Origin of the sequence: Brevibacterium picturae, from assembly GCF_900105045.1 — a bacterium.
Lineage (GTDB): Bacteria > Actinomycetota > Actinomycetes > Actinomycetales > Brevibacteriaceae > Brevibacterium > Brevibacterium picturae.
This window is the reverse complement of record NZ_LT629739.1, coordinates 4,101,658-4,116,168: the sequence shown is the minus strand read 5'-3', so window position 1 is coordinate 4,116,168 and position 14,511 is coordinate 4,101,658. Positions and strand designations below refer to the sequence as shown.

Annotated in this window: 11 protein-coding genes; 3 read left to right on the top strand and 8 right to left on the bottom strand. The window is 63.1% G+C overall.

Annotation, left to right across the window (positions count from 1 at the left end; all coding sequences use genetic code 11):
* Nucleotides 1–92 precede the first annotated feature (92 nt).
* A complete protein-coding gene (locus BLT92_RS18740) occupies nt 93–1,628 on the bottom strand; it encodes a replication-associated recombination protein A (RefSeq protein WP_092108064.1) in 1,536 nt (511 codons plus the stop codon).
* On the bottom strand, nt 1,628–3,412 hold the full coding sequence (aspS, locus tag BLT92_RS18735) for an aspartate--tRNA ligase (protein ID WP_092108062.1): 1,785 nt from the start codon (nt 3,410–3,412) through the stop codon (nt 1,628–1,630). Before aspS ends, BLT92_RS18740 begins: the two co-directional genes overlap by 1 nt.
* A 119-nt stretch (nt 3,413–3,531) precedes the next feature.
* Here aspS and BLT92_RS18730 point away from each other — a divergent pair, with 119 nt between their 5' ends.
* The gene (locus tag BLT92_RS18730; protein ID WP_092108060.1) at nt 3,532–3,906 is read left to right on the top strand and encodes an ArsR/SmtB family transcription factor; all 375 of its coding nucleotides are present in this window, start codon (nt 3,532–3,534) and stop codon (nt 3,904–3,906) included.
* Nucleotides 3,907–3,933: 27 nt separating this feature from the next.
* Here BLT92_RS18730 and hisS read toward each other — a convergent pair whose 3' ends face one another.
* Nucleotides 3,934–5,268 (bottom strand): histidine--tRNA ligase, encoded by a 1,335-nt coding sequence (gene hisS / locus BLT92_RS18725; protein WP_092108058.1) that lies wholly within the window; start codon nt 5,266–5,268, stop codon nt 3,934–3,936.
* Between the two features lie 66 nt (nt 5,269–5,334).
* The gene (locus BLT92_RS18720) at nt 5,335–5,979 is read right to left on the bottom strand and encodes an MBL fold metallo-hydrolase (protein WP_092108056.1); all 645 of its coding nucleotides are present in this window, start codon (nt 5,977–5,979) and stop codon (nt 5,335–5,337) included.
* 119 nt (nt 5,980–6,098) lie between these two features.
* Between BLT92_RS18720 and BLT92_RS18715 the strand changes: the two genes are divergently transcribed.
* Nucleotides 6,099–7,451 carry a DUF349 domain-containing protein gene (locus BLT92_RS18715; RefSeq protein ID WP_092108054.1) on the top strand — a complete coding sequence of 451 codons (1,353 nt, stop codon included), beginning with the start codon at nt 6,099–6,101 and terminating at the stop codon, nt 7,449–7,451.
* Nucleotides 7,452–7,570: 119 nt separating this feature from the next.
* Nucleotides 7,571–8,125, top strand: coding sequence for a hypothetical protein (locus BLT92_RS18710; RefSeq protein WP_231938917.1), 555 nt, complete (start codon nt 7,571–7,573; stop codon nt 8,123–8,125).
* Between the two features lie 11 nt (nt 8,126–8,136).
* On the opposite strand, the gene BLT92_RS18705 is transcribed toward BLT92_RS18710, so the two are convergent.
* The 4 genes from BLT92_RS18705 to BLT92_RS18690 are packed head-to-tail and all read right to left on the bottom strand — an operon-like array spanning nt 8,137 to nt 14,439.
* Nucleotides 8,137–10,434, bottom strand: coding sequence for a RelA/SpoT family protein (locus BLT92_RS18705; protein ID WP_092108052.1), 2,298 nt, complete (start codon nt 10,432–10,434; stop codon nt 8,137–8,139).
* Between the two features lie 34 nt (nt 10,435–10,468).
* Nucleotides 10,469–11,485 (bottom strand): protein translocase subunit SecF, encoded by a 1,017-nt coding sequence (gene secF, locus BLT92_RS18700; protein ID WP_092108050.1) that lies wholly within the window; start codon nt 11,483–11,485, stop codon nt 10,469–10,471.
* A complete protein-coding gene (gene secD / locus BLT92_RS18695; protein ID WP_231938916.1) occupies nt 11,482–13,806 on the bottom strand; it encodes a protein translocase subunit SecD in 2,325 nt (774 codons plus the stop codon). The genes secF and secD overlap by 4 nt, the downstream gene beginning before the upstream one ends.
* Before the next feature lie 33 nt (nt 13,807–13,839).
* Nucleotides 13,840–14,439 carry a preprotein translocase subunit YajC gene (locus tag BLT92_RS18690; RefSeq protein WP_231938915.1) on the bottom strand — a complete coding sequence of 200 codons (600 nt, stop codon included), beginning with the start codon at nt 14,437–14,439 and terminating at the stop codon, nt 13,840–13,842.
* Between the last annotated feature and the right edge of the window lie 72 nt (nt 14,440–14,511).

Sequence of the window (14,511 nt, the reverse complement as noted above, 5' to 3'; positions counted from 1 at the left end):
CCGAGTCACCGACCGTGGCTGCGGCGCGCTTTCACCCTGTGCATAGAACTACCGTGTCTGCGGGCTCAGCGCTAAGACATCCGTCGTTGGCCTCAGGGTCGCAGAAGTCTCTGCAGCATTTCGAGCCGCTCCCCCAGGGACCGCTCCATGCCGTTGCCGGTCGGCTCGTAGTATCGCTTCCCGCGCAGTGTCTCCGGCAGGTATTCCTGAGCTGCGACACCGTGCGGATGGTCGTGCGAGTACTTGTAGCCCTCACCGTGTCCGATTTCCTTGGCACCGGGATAGTGCGCGTCGCGCAGATGGGTCGGCACTTGACCCGAAAAGCCGTTTTTGACATCGGCGATCGCCGCGTCGAGAGCGCGGTAGCTGGCGTTCGACTTCGGTGCCATCGCCAGGTAGGTGACCGCCTCGGCGAGGGGGATGCGGCCTTCGGGCATGCCGATGTTCTGCACTGCTGTGGAGGCCGCCACCGCGATCGGCAATGCCTGCGGATCGGCCATCCCGATGTCCTCGGCGGCCGAGATCACGACGCGGCGGGCGATGAACCGGGGGTCCTCCCCGGCGACGATCATCCGGGCCAGGTAGTGCAGTGCGGCGTCGACGTCTGAGCCGCGGATCGATTTGATGAAGGCGGAGACGACGTCGTAGTGCTGGTCGCCGTTCTTGTCGTAGCGCAGCACTGTTTCGGAGCTGGCCTCGGCGCAGGCGGCCTCGGTGATGATGATCGGGCGGTCCTCGGACTGCGAACCATCCGTCGCTTCGCCGGAGCCATCCGTGTCGCCTGAGTCACCCGTGGCGCCGGACTCGTCGGCGCTCTCGGCGTCATCGGAGTCCGCCGGGTCATCGTGCGCACCGATTCCGCCGACCTTGGCGAATTCAGCCTGTGCGGTGGCGATTCCGGCAGCCGCTTCGAGGATCGTCAGGGACCGTCTGGCATCGGCACCGGCGATGCGGACGACGAAGTCCTTCGCGGCCGGCTCGAGTTCGAACTGACCGGCCAGGCCCCGTTCGCTGGCCACGGCACGGTCGAGCAGATCGGCGATCGCGGCGTCGTCGAGTGGTCGCAGCGTGAGCAGAAGCGAACGGGACAGCAGCGGAGAGATGATGGAGAACGACGGGTTCTCGGTCGTCGCCGCCACCAGGACGACGAGGCGGTTCTCCACTGCCGGCAGCAGCGCGTCCTGCTGTGCCTTCGAGAACCGGTGGATCTCGTCGAGGAACAGCACGGTCGTGCGCTGGTACATGTCGCGCTCACGCCGGGCGTTCTCGATCACCTGCCGCACATCCTTGACGCCGGCGGTGATGGCAGAGAGCTCGACGAAGGTCCGTCCCGGTGCGTGGGAGATGACATGGGCCAGCGTGGTCTTGCCGACCCCGGGAGGGCCCCACAGGATCACCGAGGAGGCTCCGGCCCGGTCTCCCCCGCTGGCCTCGACGAGTTGGACCAAGGGTGAGCCGGGGAACGTCAGATGGTCCTGGCCGACCACCTCGGCGATGGTGCGCGGACGCATCCGCACGGCCAGCGGATCGAGGGCACGACCCGAATCGGCACGCGAACCGCCGACGCCCGGACCAGGCATACCCTGGTCCGGGCCATCGGAGGAGAAGAGGTCAGGACCGTCGGTCATCAGGCTTCGACGACGTCGGCTTCCGGTTCGAAGTCCACACCGGCTTCGGCGCGCTGGGCGTCGGTGATTGGTGCGGGTGCTTGGGTGAGCGGATCATAGCCGCCACCGGACTTCGGGAAGGCGATGACTTCGCGGATCGAGTCGACTCCGGCGAGCAGGGACACGATGCGGTCCCAGCCGAAGGCGATGCCTCCGTGTGGGGGCGCACCGAACTTGAAGGCTTCGAGGAGGAAGCCGAACTTCTCCTCGGCGTCCTCTTCCGAGATGCCCATAATCTTGAACACTCGTTCCTGGACATCCTTGCGGTGGATGCGGATCGAACCGCCGCCGATCTCGTTGCCGTTGCAGACGATGTCGTAGGCGTAGGCCAGGGCAGCGCCGGGATCGGATTCGAGAGTGTCGAGGAATTCGGGCTTCGGAGCGGTGAAGGCGTGGTGGACGGCGGTCCACTGGCCCCCACCGACGGCGACGTCGCCCGCGGCCTGAGCATCGGCGGCGGACTCGAACATGGGTGCGTCGACGACCCAGACGAAGGCCCAGTCGCCTTCCTTGATGAGTCCGGTGCGTTCGGCGATCTCATTGCGGGCAGCGCCCAGGAGAGCCCGCGAGCTGCCAGGATCACCAGCGGCGAAGAAGATCGCGTCGCCGGGGGTGGCTCCTGCTGCTGCGACGAGGCCGGCCTTTTCGGCATCGGAGATGTTCTTGGCCACGGGGCCGGTCAGGGTGCCGTCTTCGGCCACGAGGACGTAGGCCAGGCCCTTGGCGCCGCGCTGCTTGGCCCAGTCCTGCCAGGCGTCGAGCTGACGGCGGGGCAGGGAGCCGCCACCGGGGTAGACGACGGAGCCGACGTAATCGGACTGGAAGACCCGGAACGGAGTATCGGCGAAGAACTCGGTGAGGTTGTGCAGCTCGAGGTCGAAGCGCAGATCAGGTTTGTCGCTGCCGTATTTCTCCATCGCCTCGGCGTAGGTGATGTGCGGGATCGGAGTCGTGATCTCGTGACCGATGAGCTTCCACAGAGCCACGAGGATCTTCTCCGCCAGGGCGATGATGTCGGCCTGCTCGACGAAGGAGGCTTCGATGTCGAGCTGAGTGAACTCGGGCTGCCGATCGGCGCGGAAGTCCTCGTCACGGTAGCAGCGGGCCAGCTGATAGTAGCGTTCCATGCCCGCCACCTGCAGAAGCTGCTTGAACAGCTGCGGGGACTGCGGCAGGGCATACCAGGAACCGGGCTGCAGACGCGCGGGCACCAGGAAGTCGCGGGCACCTTCAGGGGTCGACTTGGTCAGGGTCGGGGTCTCGATCTCGAGGAAGTCCTGCTCGTCGAGGACCGAGCGTGCTGCCTTGTTCGCCGCCGATCGCAGACGCATGGTCGCGGCCGGCCCGGAGCGGCGCAGGTCGAGGTAGCGGTAGCGCAGGCGGGTCTCCTCGCCGACGGTGCCGGCGTCCTCGGCGTGGTCGGAGACCTGGAAGGGCAGAGCCTCGGCCGGACTGAGGACCTCGACGCTGGTGTCGATGACCTCGATGTCGCCGGTGGGCAGATTGGCGTTGGTGTTGCCCTCGGGCCGCTGGGACACGGTGCCGGTGACCTTGACCACTGTCTCGTTTCGCAGTGCATGCGCATCGTCCTCGCGGACGACTACCTGAACGATCCCCGATGCGTCACGCAGATCGATGAAGGCGACACCTCCGTGATCGCGACGACGATCGACCCACCCGGTCAGGGTGACGGTCTGTCCTGCATGTGTGGCTCGCAGGCTTCCGGTTTCATGGCTTCGCAGCACCTAGGGCTCCTTTACGATGTTTATGTGGCAGCGCGTGAACAATGATAGTCGCTCGCCACTCGATTACCGGCATGGCCCACTGCAGGTCACCTGCCGCGCGGGACGAGGAAGAGGATGACATGAGCATTGGCGGCATGGGCACAGGCGATCCCGACTCCGATGCGGGAGCCGACCCCACCTCGGCGCAGGTCGAGGTGGCGGCGGAAACCTTCCGCATGCTCGCCTCCGGCACGCGGCTGCGTCTGGTCTGGACGCTGGTCAATCAAGAACTCGACGTCTCGTCCCTCGCCGAGGCGATCGGTGCGGCCGTGCCCACCGTGAGCCAGCACCTGGCGAAGATGAGACTGGCGGGCCTGATCTCCTCCCGTCGGGACGGGCGCCGGATCTTCTACACCGTCGATGACCCGCACGTGGTCTCGATGGTGCGAGAGATCTTCGACCACATCGCCCCGGACGGCTCCCTGGCACCCGACCCGCCCGCGAACGGCTCCTGAGTCAGGGCAGTCTTGGGGTCAGGGTGGTCAGTCTCTGTAGACCCGTGGACTGCGGTCGGCGTCGACAGGCTCCCAGGTCGCCGGGTCTGCAGGAGCCTGGTCTCCGGAGCGGATGTCCTTGATCTCGTGACCGGACTCACCATCGGTGAACCACACGAAGGGGATCCCGCGACGCTCCGCATAGCGAATCTGCTTGCCGAACTTCGCAGCACTCGGTGATACCTCGCAGGCGATGTCGCGGCCACGCAGAGCCGTGGCCACCACGTCGGCTTCGCTGCGTTTGTCCTCATCGGTCACCGCGACGACCACTGCCGAGGGGGTCCCGCGAGTGGCCTTGATGCCGCTGTCAGGATCGAGGATGAAGGCCATCAGCCGGGAGACGCCGATCGACATACCGACGCCGGGGTAGCTCTTCTTCCCGACCGTGACGAGCGAGTCGTAGCGACCGCCCGAGGCGACCGAGCCCAGTTCTTCATGCCCGATCAGCTGCGTCTCGTAGACGGCGCCGGTGTAGTAGTCGAGTCCGCGTGCGATCTTCAGCTGTGCCACCACCACGCCCGGTGCCCTCTCATGGGCGGCGCGAAGCATCGTGGTCAGTGACGCAAGCCCCTCATCGAGCAGGGGGTGCTCGACTCCGAGTGCACGCACATCATCGGCGAAGTCAGGTGAATCCGATTCGATCGCGGCCAGTTCCAGGCACAGTCGCTGCTGTTCCTCGTTCGCACCGGCTTCGGCGGCCAACAGCTTGCCCACCTCGGCCGGGCCGATCTTGTCGTACTTGTCGAGGCAGCGCAGCACGGCCTGAATGTTGGTCAGTCCGATGCCGCGGGCGAACCCTTCGAGCAGTCGGCGATCGTTGACCACGATCTTGACTCCGGGCACGCCCAGCGGAGCCAACCGGCTGAAGGCATCGGCGACAGCGAGCGGAATCTCGACTTCGAAGTGGCTGGGCAGCTCCGCCTCGGCGATGACATCGATATCGGCCTGGATGAACTCGCGGTATCGGCCCTGCTGCGGGCGTTCACCGCGCCACACCGGTTGGACGCGAGCGGCTCTGAACGGAAAGCTCAGTTCGTTCGCGTTATCGGCGATGAACCGGGCCAGCGGCACCGTCAGATCAAAATGGAGTCCCAGGGGGTTGCGCTCCGTGCCTTCGGAGTGCAGTCGGCTGACGGCGAAGATCTCCTTGTCGATCTCCCCGTCCTTGGCCAGCTGGCTGATCGGCTCGACTGCCCGGTGGTTGAGGGCCGAGTACCCATGCAGTGCGAAGGTGTGTGCGAGGACGTCGATGATCGACGTCTCGATCACGCGTTCCGCGGGAAGCCGTTCTGGGAATCCGGACAGTCGGGCTGACTTCGCCATTGTTCTCCTTGGTGCTCTTTGTCTCTGATGGTGTTCGGGGTGCTGACTGCGGTCGGTTCGTCTGCTCTAGAAGAACGGATTCGTCGCCAGTTCGTGACCGACTCGGGAGCCTGGGCCGTGTCCAGGATAGATGGGAACGTCGGGCAGCGTCGTGAACGCCTGCAGCGATTCCGCCATCGCCGAGGCGTCTCCTCCCGGGAGGTCGACCCGGCCGATCGCCCCGGCGAAGACCACATCACCGGTGAAGATGATCTCTTCCCCATCGGCCTGCACCCGCAGCAGGGTCGAGCCTTCGGTGTGTCCGGGTGCGGCCACAGCCGTGATGGTGAGTCCGGAGACTTCCACTGTCTGTGCGTCGAGGAGGGCGTTGACCTCGGGTGCTGTCCAGTCCTTGACGAGGGGTTCGAGCATCGGTGCGAACTGCGGGCTCAAGGTCTCGGCGGGTCTGTCCAGACGGTAGCGGTCGGGAGCACCGAGGTAGACGGGCATTTCCCAACGGGACAGGACGTTTGTCAGGCCAAGGATGTGGTCCGGGTGACCATGGGTGAGGAAGACGGCGCGAGGCACCAGATTCTCCTCCTCAACGATTTCAGCCAGACCGGGTGCGCAGTCGAATCCCGAGTCGACGAATATGGCGTCGTCATGGCCTTCGGCACGCACGGCGTAGCAGTTGACTTCGAGGAATTCGGCACGGGTTGCAAATACATCCATGCTCAAAGTCTATCCAGAGCCTGGGGCTTGGTTATGCTGGGATAACGTCAATCAGGAAATCGAGTGATCTGCCGGCACAGAGCCCTGCAGGTTCGACCGATGGAAACAAGGTGAGAATCATGTCGACCCCGACCCCGAAGCCGGTCCCGCGCCCGTCCTCTCTGCCCCGCCCGCAGGCGGCCCAGACCGTGACCGGGACCACCGTTGATCATGATGCGGAAGTCCGGCGCGCAACGGAGCACGGTCGAGCAGATCAGGAGGGCAATGTCTTCGTCGTCACTGCTGACGGCGAGCGTGCGGTCGGGCAGTACCCCGATGCCAGCCCTGACGAGGCCCTGGAGTACTTCGCAAAGAAATACGTCGAACTCGTCGAGAACGCGGCGCTTCTCCGCAACCGTCTCTCAGCCGGTGCCCCAGGTCGCGAGGTGGTCTCCGCTGCGAAGACTCTGCAGCAGACTCTGCCCGAAGCCAATGTCGTCGGCGACCTCAAGGGCCTCTCCGCCACGTTGGACACCCTGATCTCGGATGCGCAGGCCACCGAGTCGAAGCAGGCGGCACGCGCAGAGGCAGCGAAACTCGAAGCGGCTGAGGAACGCGAAGAGATCGTCGCCGAGGCGGAATCACTGGCCAAGCGCGATCCCGCGAAGATCCAGTGGAAGCAGTCCGGGGCACGTCTGCGTGAGCTCTTCGGCCAGTGGAAGGACATGCAGCGCAGCGGCCCCCGGCTGCCGCGCGCCGTGGACCAAGAGCTGTGGGGCCGCTTCTCACAGGCTCGGAACACGTTCGAGCACAAGCGCAAGGAATTCTTCGCTGAACTCGACAAACAGAACTCCGAGGGCAAGCGGATCAAGGAGAAGATCGTGGCCGAGGCGGAATCTCTGTCGGATTCGACCGACTTCCGCACGGTGTCCCAGAAGTACAAGGACCTGATGAGCCAGTGGAAGAAGGCTCCCCGGGCCTCACGCAAGGACGATGACGCTCTATGGGCTCGCTTCCGTGCAGCCCAGGACGTCTTCTTCTCCGCTCGAGATGCAGAGAATGCTGCGGTCGACGAGGAGTACAAGGGCAACCTCGAGGTCAAAGAGGCCATCCTGGCCAGGGCGCAGGGCCTGCTGCCGATCGGTGATGTCGGCGTGGCGAAGAAGGAGCTGCGCGTCATTCAGGACGAATGGGAAGCTGCCGGCAAGGTGCCTCGTGCCGATGTCTCTCGTATGGAGAACGGACTGCGTGAGGTCGAACGCGCACTCTCCGACGCAGAGGACGCTGAGTGGAAGCGCAGCAACCCGGAGACCAAGGCTCGCACGTCCGGTGCGCTGAGCCAACTCGATGATTCGATCGCCGAGTTGGAGCAGAAGTTCGAGAAGGCCAAGTCCAGCGGTGATGAGAAGGCCGTTGCAGAGGCGCAGTCGGCTCTCGACGCGCGTCGCGCTTGGCGAGACCAGTTGGCTCAGACAGCCGCCGAGCTGAGCTGATGACGGCTGCCGAGACGAGCAGACTCGGTTTCCACAGACAACCGAGCATGAGTCGCGGTTTATCCACAGATTGATTCCTCGGTCTTGAACATCGCCTCCATACAGCCAATAGTGGCTGTATGGAGGCGATGTTTCATCTGCGTGACTACAGCTACGAGCACCTCACCGAGCTGACACTGGACGGTCTGCTGACGCGACTGACCGAGTCCACGTGGGTCCGCAAGGGTGCTGTTCTCAGCTCGGAGGACCGCATGGCTGCACTGCATGCGCAGATCCCGCCGCGCCTTGTGCTCTCCCACGACATCGCCTGGTGGGTCCACAGCGGTCTCGGCAGGGCCCCGAGTCCGCTGACGTTCATCACCTATCCGAGGCGGCGCTACGTCGACGGGTGCGAGATCGTCGTCCATGAGCTCACGATTGCGCAGGACGAATGGGAGCTCATCAACGATCACCCCATCACCACTGCGGAGAGAACGCTCTACGACCTGCTGCTTCCCCACCTGCACTGCCCCGACGATCGCTCGGCCCAGGCTGTGAAGAATCTCATCGATGAACTTCCCGGCAGAGCCAGACAGCGGTTCCGGTTGTATCTGGCAGAGGTCTCTCGCAGACCGTATGTGGCCCAGATGCGAAGCGTCTTCGAGCGCATCTGTGCCGCATCAGACCGTGGCTGACGCAGCATCAGTCAGCCGCCGGATATGCGGTAGACGTCGAAGACACCTTCGACCTTGCGAACTGCTGAGAGCACTGTATCGAGGTGGGTGGCGTCGCTCATCTCGAAGACGAACTTCGACTGAGCAACTCGGGCTCGGGACGTGGCGACCGTGGCGGACAGGATGTTGACGTGGGTCTCGGTGAGGACCTTGGTGATGTCTGAGAGCAGACCGGAGCGATCGAGTGCCTCCACCTGGATCTGGACAAGGTAGATGCCGCTGGTCTTCTCGCCCCAGGAGACGTCGACCATCCGTTCGGGCTCCCGTTCGAGGGAGCCGATGTTGGGGCAGTCGACTCGGTGCACGGACACGCCCGAACCGCGGGTGACGAATCCGAGGATCTCGTCGCCTGGCACCGGTGTGCAGCATCGAGCGAGCTTCACGAGGACGTCGTCGACGCCTCTGACTGTCACTCCCCCGGACGAGGAATGGTGCCCCGAGGACTGTCCGGTGCGATTGCGCGGCGACGGCGGCAGAACCGGCTCATCTTCTTCGCCTGCGACCTCCTTGGCCAACAGATCGACAACATGGGCAGCCGAGCTCACTCCATTGCCGATCGCGGCGTAGAGGGCGGTGACATCGGGCAGGCGCAGCTCTGTGGCCACCACCTGCAGCGCCTCCTGGCTCATCAGCGCCGAGGCGGAGAGGGTATGCCGACGCATCGCACGTGCCAGCTGTTCGCGACCGTTCTCGATCGCTTCCTCACGGCGCTCCTTGGAGAACCACTGGCGGATCTTGCTGCGGGCGCGTGGGCTCTTGACGAAGCCCAGCCAGTCACGGCTGGGACCCGCATTCTCATCTTTCGAGGTGAAGACTTCGACCGAGTCGCCGTTCTTCAGTTCGGTGTCCAGCGCGACCAGGCGTCCGTTGACCCGTGCGCCCATCGTCTTGTGACCGACCTCGGTGTGGACCGCATACGAGAAGTCGACCGGCGTTGCTCCTGCCGGCAGGCTCATTACGTCCCCCTTGGGGGTGAAGACGTAGACCTCTTTCGAATTCACCTCGTAGCGCAGGTTGTCGAGGAATTCGTCGGGGTCGCTGACTTCGCGCTGCCATTCCAGCAGCTGGCGCAGCCATGCTGCGTCATCAACCTCACCGGCGTCGGAGACCTTGACCGAACGTGCGGTGTTCGATGTCACAGCCTTGGACGGATTGCGCCGATCCTTGTACTTCCAGTGGGCGGCCACACCGAATTCGGCTCGGCGATCCATTTCATGGGTGCGAATCTGGATCTCTACGGGTTTCCCGTTCGGGCCGATCACCGTCGTATGCAGGCTCTGGTACATGTTGTACTTCGGCATCGCAATGTAGTCTTTGAACCTACCTGGCACGGGGTTCCAACGGGCGTGGACGATGCCGAGTGTGGCATAGCATTCCCGAACAGTCTCGACGAGAACCCGTACCCCGACAAGGTCGTAGATGTCAGCGAATTCGTGCCCGGCCACGACCATCTTCTGATAGATCGAGTAGTAGTGCTTCGGCCGCCCGGTGATCGCGGCTTCGATGCTGGACTGCACCAACTCCGTTTGGAGCTCATTGGAGACCGTGGCCAAGTACTTCTCACGCTCGGGCGCCCTATCGGCGACGAGCCGCACCACTTCGTCGTAGACCTTGGGGTGGAGGACCTGGAAGGACAGGTCCTCAAGTTCCCATTTGATCGTGTTCATGCCTAGGCGGTGAGCCAATGGGGCGTAGATCTCGAGGGTTTCCCGAGCCTTCTTCGTGCTTGACGAAGCGGGAACGAAACGCCAGGTGCGGGCGTTGTGCAGACGATCTGCGAGTTTGATGACGAGGACCCGGATGTCCTTGGCCATCGCCACGATCATCTTCCGCACGGTCTCGGACTGCGCGGATTCCCCGTAGGTGAGTTTGTCGAGCTTGGTCACCCCGTCGACCATTCCTGCGACCTCGGGACCGAACTCGTCCGTCAGCTCCTTCAGCGAATACGAGGTGTCTTCGACGGTGTCATGGAGCAGCGCAGCAGCGAGGGTGACCGGCAGCATACCGATCTCGGCCAGGATCGTCGCCACCGCCACGGGGTGGGTGATGTAGTCATCGCCCGATTTCCGCGTCTGACCCCGATGAGCCTGCTCGGCGATCTTATAGGCCCGGACGACCAGGTCGATGTCGGACTTGGGGTGGTTGGACTGCAGCGCCCTGATCATCGGACCAAGGACACGTGGGTAGCCAGGGTTGTTCTGCGCCCTGGCCGCCCACCAGGCTAAGCGGGAGATGCCTCGCGGGCGGCGCGAATCGGCGGAAGAAGCCATGACATCCCCTTTCTGCTCAGTCCTCGAATTCTACTCAGACTTCAGCGTGAATCACCGGTGGAACATCTTCTGCTCCGTTCTTCAAGCGTAATTCACGAACAGCCTCTTCCTGCTCCTTGACCGCAGGTTCGTTGGCCCGCAGCAACGCGTAGAGAGGGCTGGCGACGAACAATGTCGACGCTGCTGCCACAATCGTACCGATGAACAGCGACAGAGAGATGTCGACCAGGGTTCCGGCACCGAGCAGGAACACACCGATGAACAGAATCGACGCGATCGGCAGCACCGACACCACCGATGTGTTGATCGAACGAACCGTTGTCTGGTTGACGCCGAGGTTGACCAATTCGGAGAACTTGAGGTTGCGTTTGTCCTTGAACCGAGTCGTATTCTCCCTGATCTTGTCGAAGACCACCACTGTGTCGTAGAGAGAGAAGCTCAAGACCGTGAGGAAACCGATCACGGCTTCCGGGGTGATCTCGAATCCTGTCGCGGAGTAGATGCCCGTCGTCACGATCATCACGACGAACAATCCGACGATCGCGGCCAACGACATCTTCCAGGTCCGGAAGTACAGCGCCATCACGATCATCGCGATGCCGACGAAGATCACCAACGCCCGAAGCATCTTCTCAGTGACGTCCTGGCCCCACTCGGGGCCGACGAACGTCGAGGTGACGTCTTCGACTTTGACGTCGTATCCGCCGACGAGGGCGTCACGGACTTCCTGCATCTGGTCATCGCTGAGCTGGTTCGTCTCGATCTTCACAGCGGTGTCGCCCGTGGGAGTCAGACGTGGTTCGGAATCGGCGACGACATCAGAGACGAGGTCCTCGCCCTTCTTCGGCGAGGTGTCCGAGACGTGGTCGATCTGGAACTGTGACCCGCCCTTGAAGGCGATGCCGAAGTTGAATCCTGCGATCAGCGGCACGAGCAGCGACAGCAGCACCAGAACGCCGGTGATCATCAGCCAGAGTTTGGCCTTTCCCACGAAGGGAATGGACGACTCACCGTTGTGGAGCCGGTTGCCCCAGGCAAAGAACCGTTTCACTTGTCTGCCTCCTTGCCCTTGTCGGCAGAATCCTCGGCGGCCTTCTTCGCAGCCGCCTTTCGCTCTGCGATCGTGCTGCCGTTTCGTCCCGACTCGGCCGGGGACTTGGGCTTCTTCTTCGACTTCTTCTCAGCCTTGGTCGGCTTCGATGCCTTCGGATCTGTTCCATCGTCGGGATCGGAGGAACGTTCTTCCTTCGAGCGTTCAGCCGTCGTGGTGGTGCCACGTGACTGACCCCAGACCGTTTCATCTGAGCTGACCGCCGAGTCGGAGGACACGGAGGACAACTCTGGAGCTTCTTGCGCCGCAGCCGAAGACGCAACGGTCGATGCCTCGGCCGATTCCGCCTCGGCATCGGCGGACATTCCCGCCTTCCGGGTTCGTGCCTTCTCCCGGCGACGTCCCTCTGCCGACTTCTCGGAGTCATCGATGCTGAGATTGAGAGCGCCACGATACGAAGCGGGCTTGACGCCCAGCAATCGAGGATCCATGCCCGACATCGGGTGCCCTTGACCGAAGAATTTGGTGCGGGCGAGCACTTCCAGCATCGGGTGTGTGAACAGGAAGACGATGAGCACGTCGATGATCACTGTCAGGCCCAGCGTGAAGGCGAACCCGCGCACGGATCCGACAGCCAAGACGTAGAGGATGACCGCGGCGAGCATGTTCACTGCCTTGGACGCCCAGATCGTGCGTTTGGCACGATCCCATCCGACTTCGACAGCGGAGAGCAGTTTTCTCCCGCTGCGCAATTCGTCTCTGACGCGTTCGAAGTACACGATGAACGAGTCGGCTGCCATGCCGATGCCGATGATGATACCGGCGACACCTGCCAGGGACAGCCGGTAGCCGTACCTCCATGATGCCAAAAGCAGCAGGAGGTATGTCAGGACACCGGCGACAACGAGGCTCGAGACAGTCACGAGGCCGAGGACCCGGTACTGCAACAGCGAATAGACGACGACGAGCAGGAGTCCGACGAGACCCGTGAGCAGACCGATGTTGAGGTAGTTCGTGCCCAGCGTCGGTGAGATCTGGTTTTCACTCTGGACCTGGAAGCTCAACGGCAGAGAACCGTTCTTGAGCTGATCGGCCAGTGTCTGCGCCTCGTCGAGAGTGAACTGACCCGTGATCTGGGCATTGCCGTCGGTGATCGCCGCATTTGATGACGGTGCCGACAGCACGTTTCCATCCAGCGTGATGGCGAACTGGTTGTAGGGCTGCTGCTTTCCGGTGATGTCCGACGTGATCTGTTTGAAGATCTCACGCCCGACACTGTCGAACTCGAGGTTCACTGCAGGCTGGTTGGTCTGGACGCCGTTTGCGCCGGCCGCATAGCCGGCGCTGGCATCTGCGAGATGCTCGCCCGAGAGTTCGACGGGACCCAGGATGTACTTGGCTTGTCCGTCCGTGCCACAGGCGACGACGGGTTCATCAGATGGCTTCTGCTGTCCGCCGGTCCGGTTCTTCGGATCGGTGCAGTCGAGTTCCGAGTACTTCTTGATGATGGCGTCGGTCTGCCACTTGTCGGTGTCCTTCTCGGGATCGAAGAGTGGCCGCGGTGTCGTGTCGGTGACCTTCGTGTCCTCGCCTGTGCCGGAACCACTCTCTCCGGATGCCTGCTCGCCGCTCTTCTGGGCTGACTTCTCGGCGTCCTTAGCTGCCGGTCCAGGAACGTTTCCACCTGCGTTGGAGACTTCACCGCCGCCTGCAGGTGCGTCTGCGCTGTCCTGGCCCTGTGTTCCGGCGCTGCCCTGTCCACTGGCATCGCCTTGGGCACCAGCATCCGATTGGGCTCCGGAACTGCCGCCGGTCAGGTCCTCGAGCCGTTTCTTCTGCTCATCAGTGAGACCTTCGGAAGGATCCTGCTGCTGCTCTCCCCCGCCGCTCTTCTCCTGCTCCTTCTGGATCTGCTCCTGAGACCGAGGGTCACCCACGAGAGCGACTCGTCGGAAGACGAGCTGGGCGGACGAGCGAACCAGGTTGCGTGTCTCCTCGTCCGGGTTGCCCGGCAGGTTCACAACAATGTTGCGATCACCCTGAGTCGTGATCTCAGCTTCGGACACACCGGTCGAATCCACGCGCTGTCGGATGATCGACACGGCCTGGTCAAGCTGCTCTTGGCTGATATCCGTGTCCTCCGAAACCTGGGGCTCGAGGATGATCGAGGTTCCGCCCTCGAGGTCCAGAGCGAGCTTCGGAGTGGTTGTGGCATCGGACCACACGACGCCGCCGCCGATGACGGCCAGGAGCACCGCAGTGACGATCGACAGCCACAGGAAGCGCAAACCAGGACGTGGCTTTTCTTCAATATCGGACACGTTTCAGCTTTCGATTGAGTGCAGTGAGCGAAGTCAGTTCTTCTTGTTGTTATCCGGGTCGGAGGAATCGGCGTCGGATGCGCCTGCATCGGTGTCACCGGAGTCATCCGCAACTTCGTCGTCGGGCGGGGACCCGGCCGTCTTGTCGGAGCTGGCGGCTTCTGCGTCGTCTGCGTCAACCTGCTCATCGTTGGCGTTCAGTTCAGCGTCGATGTCGTCGGCTGCGAGTTCTGAATCGTCAGTGCTGCCCTCAGCCCGCTTGCGTTCATTCATGGCATCGAGTTCCGCATCGGTGATTGCCGGAGCTTCGGTACTCTGGGCGTCATCGGCGGCACCTGCAGAGCCGGCGACAGCCCCATCAGCGGCAGCGCCCCCAGCCTCTGGATTACTGATCTGACCGATGGCCTGGCGGTGAACGCGGAGAACGGTGCCGGGGCCCGACTCGAGAGTGACCTGATTGTTCTCATCGTCGATGGACAGAACGGTGCCGAAGACGCCGAATGTCGTCATCACCGTTGCGCCGGGAACCAGTCCGGTCTTGATCTCCTCTGCACGCGCCTTCTGCTTACGCCGAGAATTGAACAGGAAAAAAATAAGCAGCGCAGCAAGCGCGAGAGGGATCAATAAATCCACAGGTATCTACCTTTCATAAGAATGAACCAGTCCACTACCTTAGTTCGTCGTCAGTACTCAAGGCGAACTCAA

Bases quoted from the DNA above. Each gene is read 5' to 3' on its own strand.
- BLT92_RS18740 (WP_092108064.1), bottom strand. From the start codon at position 1,628: ATGACCGACGGTCCTGACCTCTTCTCCTCCGATGGCCCGGACCAGGGT.
- BLT92_RS18730 (WP_092108060.1), top strand. From the start codon at position 3,532: ATGAGCATTGGCGGCATGGGCACAGGCGATCCCGACTCCGATGCGGGA.
- hisS (WP_092108058.1), bottom strand. From the start codon at position 5,268: ATGGCGAAGTCAGCCCGACTGTCCGGATTCCCAGAACGGCTTCCCGCG.
- BLT92_RS18720 (WP_092108056.1), bottom strand. From the start codon at position 5,979: ATGGATGTATTTGCAACCCGTGCCGAATTCCTCGAAGTCAACTGCTAC.
- BLT92_RS18715 (WP_092108054.1), top strand. From the start codon at position 6,099: ATGTCGACCCCGACCCCGAAGCCGGTCCCGCGCCCGTCCTCTCTGCCC.
- BLT92_RS18710 (WP_231938917.1), top strand. From the start codon at position 7,571: ATGGAGGCGATGTTTCATCTGCGTGACTACAGCTACGAGCACCTCACC.
- BLT92_RS18705 (WP_092108052.1), bottom strand. From the start codon at position 10,434: ATGGCTTCTTCCGCCGATTCGCGCCGCCCGCGAGGCATCTCCCGCTTA.